7 protein-coding genes (1 of these 7 cut by a window edge) are annotated in these 6,608 nt (G+C 41.1%); 4 read left to right on the forward strand and 3 right to left on the reverse strand.

All coding sequences use genetic code 11. The annotated features are described in order from the left end of the window. The 4 genes from tsaD to LEP1GSC062_RS09825 form a co-directional block, all read left to right on the forward strand. Positions 1 to 889, forward strand: partial view of a tRNA (adenosine(37)-N6)-threonylcarbamoyltransferase complex transferase subunit TsaD gene (gene tsaD, locus LEP1GSC062_RS09810; RefSeq protein ID WP_010578846.1) — the 3' portion only. The gene continues 128 nt to the left of window position 1, outside the view; 889 of the gene's 1,017 nt are visible here — the last part of the coding sequence; its start codon lies beyond the left edge, outside the window; its stop codon occupies positions 887 to 889. Further along, positions 886 to 1,650 (forward strand): CDP-diacylglycerol--serine O-phosphatidyltransferase, encoded by a 765-nt coding sequence (gene pssA / locus LEP1GSC062_RS09815; protein WP_010578847.1) that lies wholly within the window; start codon positions 886 to 888, stop codon positions 1,648 to 1,650. Before tsaD ends, pssA begins: the two co-directional genes overlap by 4 nt. Positions 1,651 to 2,135: 485 nt before the next feature. After that, the gene (locus LEP1GSC062_RS09820) at positions 2,136 to 3,227 is read left to right on the forward strand and encodes a DNA-methyltransferase (protein WP_010578848.1); all 1,092 of its coding nucleotides are present in this window, start codon (positions 2,136 to 2,138) and stop codon (positions 3,225 to 3,227) included. A 301-nt stretch (positions 3,228 to 3,528) separates the two neighbouring features. Then, a complete protein-coding gene (locus tag LEP1GSC062_RS09825) occupies positions 3,529 to 4,068 on the forward strand; it encodes a DUF4256 domain-containing protein (protein ID WP_010578849.1) in 540 nt (179 codons plus the stop codon). On the opposite strand, the gene LEP1GSC062_RS09830 is transcribed toward LEP1GSC062_RS09825, so the two are convergent. The 3 genes from LEP1GSC062_RS09830 to LEP1GSC062_RS24710 form a co-directional block, all read right to left on the reverse strand. Beyond that, a complete protein-coding gene (locus tag LEP1GSC062_RS09830; protein WP_020984120.1) occupies positions 4,057 to 4,557 on the reverse strand; it encodes a DUF4395 domain-containing protein in 501 nt (166 codons plus the stop codon). The genes LEP1GSC062_RS09825 and LEP1GSC062_RS09830 overlap by 12 nt on opposite strands. A gap of 703 nt (positions 4,558 to 5,260) precedes the next feature. Further along, entirely contained in the window at positions 5,261 to 6,127 is an 867-nt protein-coding gene (locus LEP1GSC062_RS23115; RefSeq protein ID WP_341853172.1) for an IS3 family transposase, read from the reverse strand. Next, on the reverse strand, positions 6,015 to 6,473 hold the full coding sequence (locus LEP1GSC062_RS24710; protein ID WP_020984042.1) for a transposase: 459 nt from the start codon (positions 6,471 to 6,473) through the stop codon (positions 6,015 to 6,017). The genes LEP1GSC062_RS23115 and LEP1GSC062_RS24710 overlap by 113 nt, the downstream gene beginning before the upstream one ends. Positions 6,474 to 6,608 lie beyond the last annotated feature (135 nt).

Below are 6,608 nucleotides of genomic sequence, written 5' to 3' on the forward strand. Positions count from 1 at the left end.
GCCGGAGATTGCATCCCGCGCTCATTTGGAAAAGATCAATCTTCTTTTGGAAGAAGCGATGGAAGAGGCAAGGATTCGATTCGAGGATCTTTCTTACGTCGCGGTTACTTCTTCTCCCGGATTGACCGGATCCTTGATGGTCGGAGCTCAGATGGCTCGTTGTATAAATATGGTTTATGGAACTCCGATTTTACCAGTTTGCCATCTACAATCCCACTTTGCCGTGTTACACCTTGAGGGAGTTCCCACAGAATTTCCGGTTTTAGGGTTACTACTTTCCGGGGGAAATTCCGCCATTTATACCTTACAAGAATTCGGCAGGATGGAGCTCGTCGGAGATACGATGGATGACGCTTTGGGAGAAGCCTTTGATAAGGTTGCGGGTCTTTTGGATCTCCCTTATCCTGGCGGACCTCATATCGAGGCGAAAGCGAATGAGTACATTTCGTCCCCGGATGAAAAACCGATTCTTCCTTCGTTATTGCGAAATTTGCCTCAGGAAGAGGTATCTTTTTCTTTCAGCGGACTGAAAACAGCGGTGATGGTTTTACTGGAAAAACAGAAGGAAGTTTCCAAGGAGCAAATCTGTTGGAACTTTCAAAACTCCGCTTTCGATTTGGTGGAAAGAAATCTGAAACGAGCGGTGGCGAAAACTGGAATTCGCAAAGTTTTTGCGGGGGGAGGAGTGCTTGCAAATACAACTCTTCAGAAACGATTGCAGGTTTGGGCGGATAAAAATTCCGTGGAACTTTTTACTCCCAAGAAAAAAATTTATTGTACCGATAATGGTGCAATGGTAGCTTCACTGGGATACCATTTGTTCCGGAAAGGTTACAAAAAAGGCATCGATTTTACGGTCAATCCATCCAGACAGGAGATTTTTTCATGAAACTCAAACTCAGTTGGGTTCCGAATACTCTTACACTCGGAAATCTCACGATGGGATTCAGCGCGATGCTCGTAGCATCGGAAGCGGGATCCAGGGGCGCAAGTGAGCTGCAGGCTTATACCTTGGCGGGATTTTTTATTCTTCTCGCCGCACTTTGTGACGGGTTGGACGGAATGGCCGCGAGAGCGCTCAATGCGACTTCCGAACTGGGAGCCGATCTTGACAGTCTCGCCGATTTGACCGCGTTCGGAATCGCTCCGGGTTATTTGATCTATCAGATGGTTCTCTGCGAATATAAGATCGACGTCTTCGGAAAGGAAGATCTATTTCCGATCGGAATGCTCGTCGCCGCGATCTTTCCAATTTGTGCCGCATACAGACTCGCAAGATTCAATGTAACGCACGATCCGAAATCCTTTACCGGACTTCCTTCTCCGGTTGCGGGAGTTACCGTGGGATTTTTCCCGATCTTTTTGAACGCGAATTCCGCGCCTCATTGGATTACGATCTCTGCATTCGTAGCGATTGCGATGTTGATGGTTTCCAATATACGTTATTCGAAACCGCAAGTCGTGATCCGATCCAAACTCAATCCTACGAGATTGTTTTTACTCGTCGCGGGAATTACCATTCTTCTGATGCTCGTGGGATTCAATCGTTGGCCTTGGCTCATTTACGGATTGATTTTCTTTTATATTTTTTCCGGAATCATGACTTTTCTAATTCATTTGATCCAGGAATTCCGGGTCAAACTGGATTGATATTGGTGGAAAAAACGGACTTCTGTTGAATTGGTTTTGAAGATAATGGTCCGTTCAGTAAAATTTTCATTTAAATTGGCGGTTCGTGAACTTTACTAAAAATATCAAACTCGATCACTAAAGAGCCAGGCACGTTTTTTGTGAAATAAAGTTGGAATCTTTATGTTTCGGTAGAACCGCAAGTTTGCCTGCGTATCAAAATAGGATTTACGTTCCGTTAAAAAAGTAATAGTAGGTTTGTCTCTTCTGTCTGAAATTTACGAATGTAAATTTGTCTTTCCTTGGAAAATGAGTTTCCAAGTTTCAAAATGTCGGTGATTCGTGCGATCTTGTTTGTCAGATATTTCTCTGAGTTATCTTGTGTAACATTCTATTTTTAGAAATTGAAATTCGAATGAGTAGGCGTATGGCTTTGTATTGTTGTAAAGAGAAATCGTTTTGAGTGGACAAAGAAAATAAAAATCAAAATTCTAATTTTCATAGTTATGAAACAAACGACTCACAGGATTCAATTTCGGGATTCGAGAGAAACATTTCCGCTCAAATCGGAATCCGTGGATCTGGTTCTTACCTCACCTCCTTATCCGATGATCGAGATGTGGGACCAACTCTTTTTCAGCTTTTCAAAAGAAATTCGAGAAAGTTTTTCTACCGATCCCAACCTTTCTTACGAAAGAATCCATATCGAACTCGATAAGGTTTGGAAAGAATCTTTCCGTGTTTTGAAAAACGGAGGTTTTCTCGTAATCAATATCGGAGATGCTACGAGAAACACCTCCGCAGGTTTTCAGATTTATATGAATCATGCGAGAATTCTACAAGGATGTAACTCGATTGGTTTTCAAAGTCTTCCCGGAATCCTTTGGAGAAAACAAACGAACTCACCCAACAAGTTTATGGGTTCCGGAATGCTTCCAGCGGGTGCGTATGTGACATTGGAGCATGAGCATATTTTAATATTTAGAAAAAATAATAAAAGAAAGTTCGTGACTAAGGCGGAACAATTCGCCCGCGCGCAAAGCGCGTTCTTTTGGGAAGAACGCAATTTTTGGTTTACCGACCTTTGGGATTTCAAGGGAAAAAAGCAGAGTCTGAACCCACTCGCAGGAAGAGAAAGAAGTGCGGCATATCCTTTGGAGCTTGCAAACAGAATCATACTGATGTATTCCTTAAAGGGAGATGTCGTTTTGGATCCTTTTTTGGGAACTGGGACGACTACTTTGGCGGCGATCGGAAACTGCAGAAATTCGATCGGATTTGATTTGAATCCGGGTTTATTCCGAACTCAGTTCGAAGATCTGTCTTCCCTCGGCGAAAGTCTCAATCGAATCGTCGAAAAACGGAAACGTGATCACGATCTTTTCGTACAAACCAGGCAAAACGAAGGAAAATCTCTTCTTTATTTCAATCAAAATCTGCAAACTCCCGTCGTAACCAAACAAGAAAAATTTCTGAATTTAGAAAAAATCGTCGGACTTTTTCGCAACTCGGATGAAGAAATCGTAGCCGAATATTCCCCTCTGCTTCACACGGCGGTTCCGCCGCAACTCGAACCGGCTCAAGCTCCGGATCAGTAGTAGGGATCGGATCACACAACGGACGGTATACATATTACTTTATTGAAACATAAGAAAATGGTCATACACCTGAAGTTTCGACTAATGCGTTTTTCAAGCCTATAAGCGAAGGGAGACCGTTTTGTCTCGATTAAGCGATGATAACATTTGACATGTCGGAGATCATATAGAGGTATGAAGAACGCGTTACTCATCTCTATAATGGAATTCCCAAAATTCTGCTTTTAAACGGGGATTTGCGCTAAAACCGACGTTACTCTTTTATGTGGAAATCAGTAATGGAAATAAGAAGGAGTTGTCATTGGAACAAAGTCGAGAAATATTCAAAATATTGAAAGCCCGTTTTGAGAAAAATATGAACCGTCATAAAGGACTTGGTTGGAATAAAATACAAACAAAACTGGAAGCTAATGCTGAAAAATTATGGTCGCTCAATGAAATGGAAAGAACAGGCGGCGAACCGGATGTTGTCGATTACGATAAAAAAACGGGCGAATACGTTTTTTACGATTGTTCGGCGGAAAGTCCTAATGGTCGAAGAAGTGTTTGTTACGATCGAGAAGCGTTGGAATCAAGAAAAGAGCATAAACCAAAAGATAACGCCATTGATATGGCTGTTGCCATGGGTATTGAACTTTTAACGGAAGAGCAATATAGAAATTTGCAGAAACTTGGAAAGTTAGATACAAAGACATCGAGTTGGTTAAAAACGCCTTCCGATATTAGAGCGCTTGGCGGCGCTATCTTTGCTGATTTCCGTTACGGGCATGTCTTTGTATATCATAACAGTGCGGAATCTTACTATGCCGTCAGAGCGTTTCGTGGCTCTCTAAGAATTTAAATTCGATTCTTTTGAAGTAAATGTGAGACGATTGCATCTCTCGCAGATTTCCTGCGGAATAATTCCCCATTGCATTAGATGGCCGAATACGAAACATCCTGCGCAAAAACCCACGAAGGATTCCAAAGCCGCAAAAAATACGAGAATTCCAAGCGTGATTTGAAACGCCAAAATCTGCCCTTGTATCAGAAGTATTAAAGAAGTTAAGCTAAACAAAAACCCCACTCCTTGGGCGAATCGTTTCGGAGGTCCTGCCACGGTTTTATTCCCCAGTTTCAATAAAGGAACGATTCCATGTATTGCGAGTCTCGCAAAAAGGGAAAACTTTGGTCCGTATAAAACCCGGGCCGTAAATCCGTAGAGCAAAGCTAAATTCAGCCAAACCGACTGAGTTAACAGGGTTGCAATCGTGAGAAGAAAAACGAGTCCAGCCACCGATCTTGCGGCGTACTCGTTGACTGAATCTGGAAATTTGCCGACTTGAATCATAAACCTTCCTTCCATCTTAGATAACGACAGATCTAATCCTTGGACTTAATTTCAACTAAAAAATTGTCCAATATTTCTGCAATAGCTTAAATATTTTATTATAACGTTGAAATTTCTGCTATATTTGTCTAGATTTTGGTTTTCACTAATGCTTTCGTTCTTTTGTTTCGTTCAAAATTATGTCTCATTTTCTTATCAGGCTTTGTATTGGCATGAGTGCATGCAGCTAGCGTGAACTCGGCGCAAGAAAATGAGAAAGAATTTTCCAAAAGTAGGAACGTTTTAGATGTCAGGGTTTTAGGGATCAGTGGTTAGGACTTTACCATCACCTTACCCACAAGTAATGGGATCTCAAGATCAATTTGTCGGAATTACGACAAAATCCCCCGTGAAACTTAGTTCCCACAACGCGCCCTAAACACCGACCCATAGGAAGGTGTTTGCTGAGTTCAGGAAGCGTTGTGCCTGAGTTTCCCCTTATTTTTGGGTGGGGGTGGAGGTGGAAAGGTTCGGGAGATTTTTCTCTATCAGAAAATCATACTCCTTGCAAGTAAAAAGTGGGGTTCCTGTCGGAACACTTGCGTTTTATTGTATGTAAAGTTCTATCCACTAAAATCTAACCCCTAATCACTAACACGTCGGAACACTTGCGTTTTATTGTATGTAAAGTTCTTGTAAAGTCCTAAAATGAGGTTGACAGAAATCATGCAGCTTGATGAACAAAATCAGGAGTTAAAAGGCCTAAATGCTGGAGAAGCCTGACATTGTTGTAAAGAAAAACAGCTTGATTGAGAGCGTTTTGAGCTTCTTTAAAATTATCAAAAGTATTTTTAAAAGAGAATTCGTATTTAAGGGTTTTATTAACTCTTTCCGCGACGGCATTTTCATAACAATGATTTTCTTCGGTCATGCTAATCCTGTGGCCTGCGTAGAGAAGAATATCGGTGTAATCCTTCGAACAAAATTGAATGCCTCGATCGGAATGATGAATGATCTTTTTGTTCTTGGGAAGTTGATCCAGAGCCATCTTTAAAGCATGGATACATCCTTCGGATTCAAGAGAGGGGTGAAGTTTGAAACCAACAATTTTTCTGGAATATAAATCCATTATCAAAGAGAGATATGCAAATCCGTCTTTAATTTTGATGTAAGTAATATCGGAAACGAGAATCATATGTGCTTCTGCCGGAATCAAATTATTGATTAAATTGGGGTATTTGAAGAAAGGATGATTCGAATTTGTGGTTCTTGAATACTTTCTTTGTTTTTCCAAAAGAAGGCAATTGCTCTTTAAAAGCCCAAAAACCTTGTCTCTGCCCATTTTAATGCAATATTCTTGCAGGACAGGTTTCAACATCTCATAAAGTTTTCTGCCTCCCGTTGCAGGCAAAAGATGTCGAATTCTTTTTACTTCATTAAGAAGCAGTTCCTCTCTTGAAATTAATTCCTTACTCGTTTTAGGTATGAACTTCTGGTAAAACGCCTGCCGAGACTTTCCGAAATATCGGCAAGCGTTCGATATGTTGATCCGTATATTCAGCTTCCCTAAAGCTCTTCCGGCCTCTTCGATACAAGATGTCCATAGTTTTTTTTAGATCTATCTTTAAATCTCTCGCTGCAACTTTGACTAAACTCTTGTAAAGTACATTCTCTATCGTTACATTCGATAACGCTTTTTCTAGTTCCCGGATCCTTTTCTGCGCTTCTTTGAGCTGATTCAATTCATTCTCCGTTTCCACTCTCACTATTTTACTCATCAGATGATTCTTGCCATACTTTTTTAACCAGCCTCGGATTGTCACTGATCCTGGAATTCCGTAGTTTTTCATCGCCTGGTTCTGGTTGTATTTGCCACTCTCTATTTCCTTGATCACTTTCATCTTGAACGCTTCGCTGTAACGTCTGATCGTTGTCATTTTCCCTTCCTTTTTCTGACAACTTTTTCTAGGACGCTACATAAAGTTCTATCCACTAAAACCTAACCCCTAATCACTAACACGTCGGAACACTTGCGTTTTATTGTATGTAAAGTCCTGACTCCTAAACCCTAT

The sequence above is a fragment of the Leptospira alexanderi serovar Manhao 3 str. L 60 genome (assembly GCF_000243815.2).
In the GTDB taxonomy this organism is placed as follows: domain Bacteria; phylum Spirochaetota; class Leptospiria; order Leptospirales; family Leptospiraceae; genus Leptospira; species Leptospira alexanderi.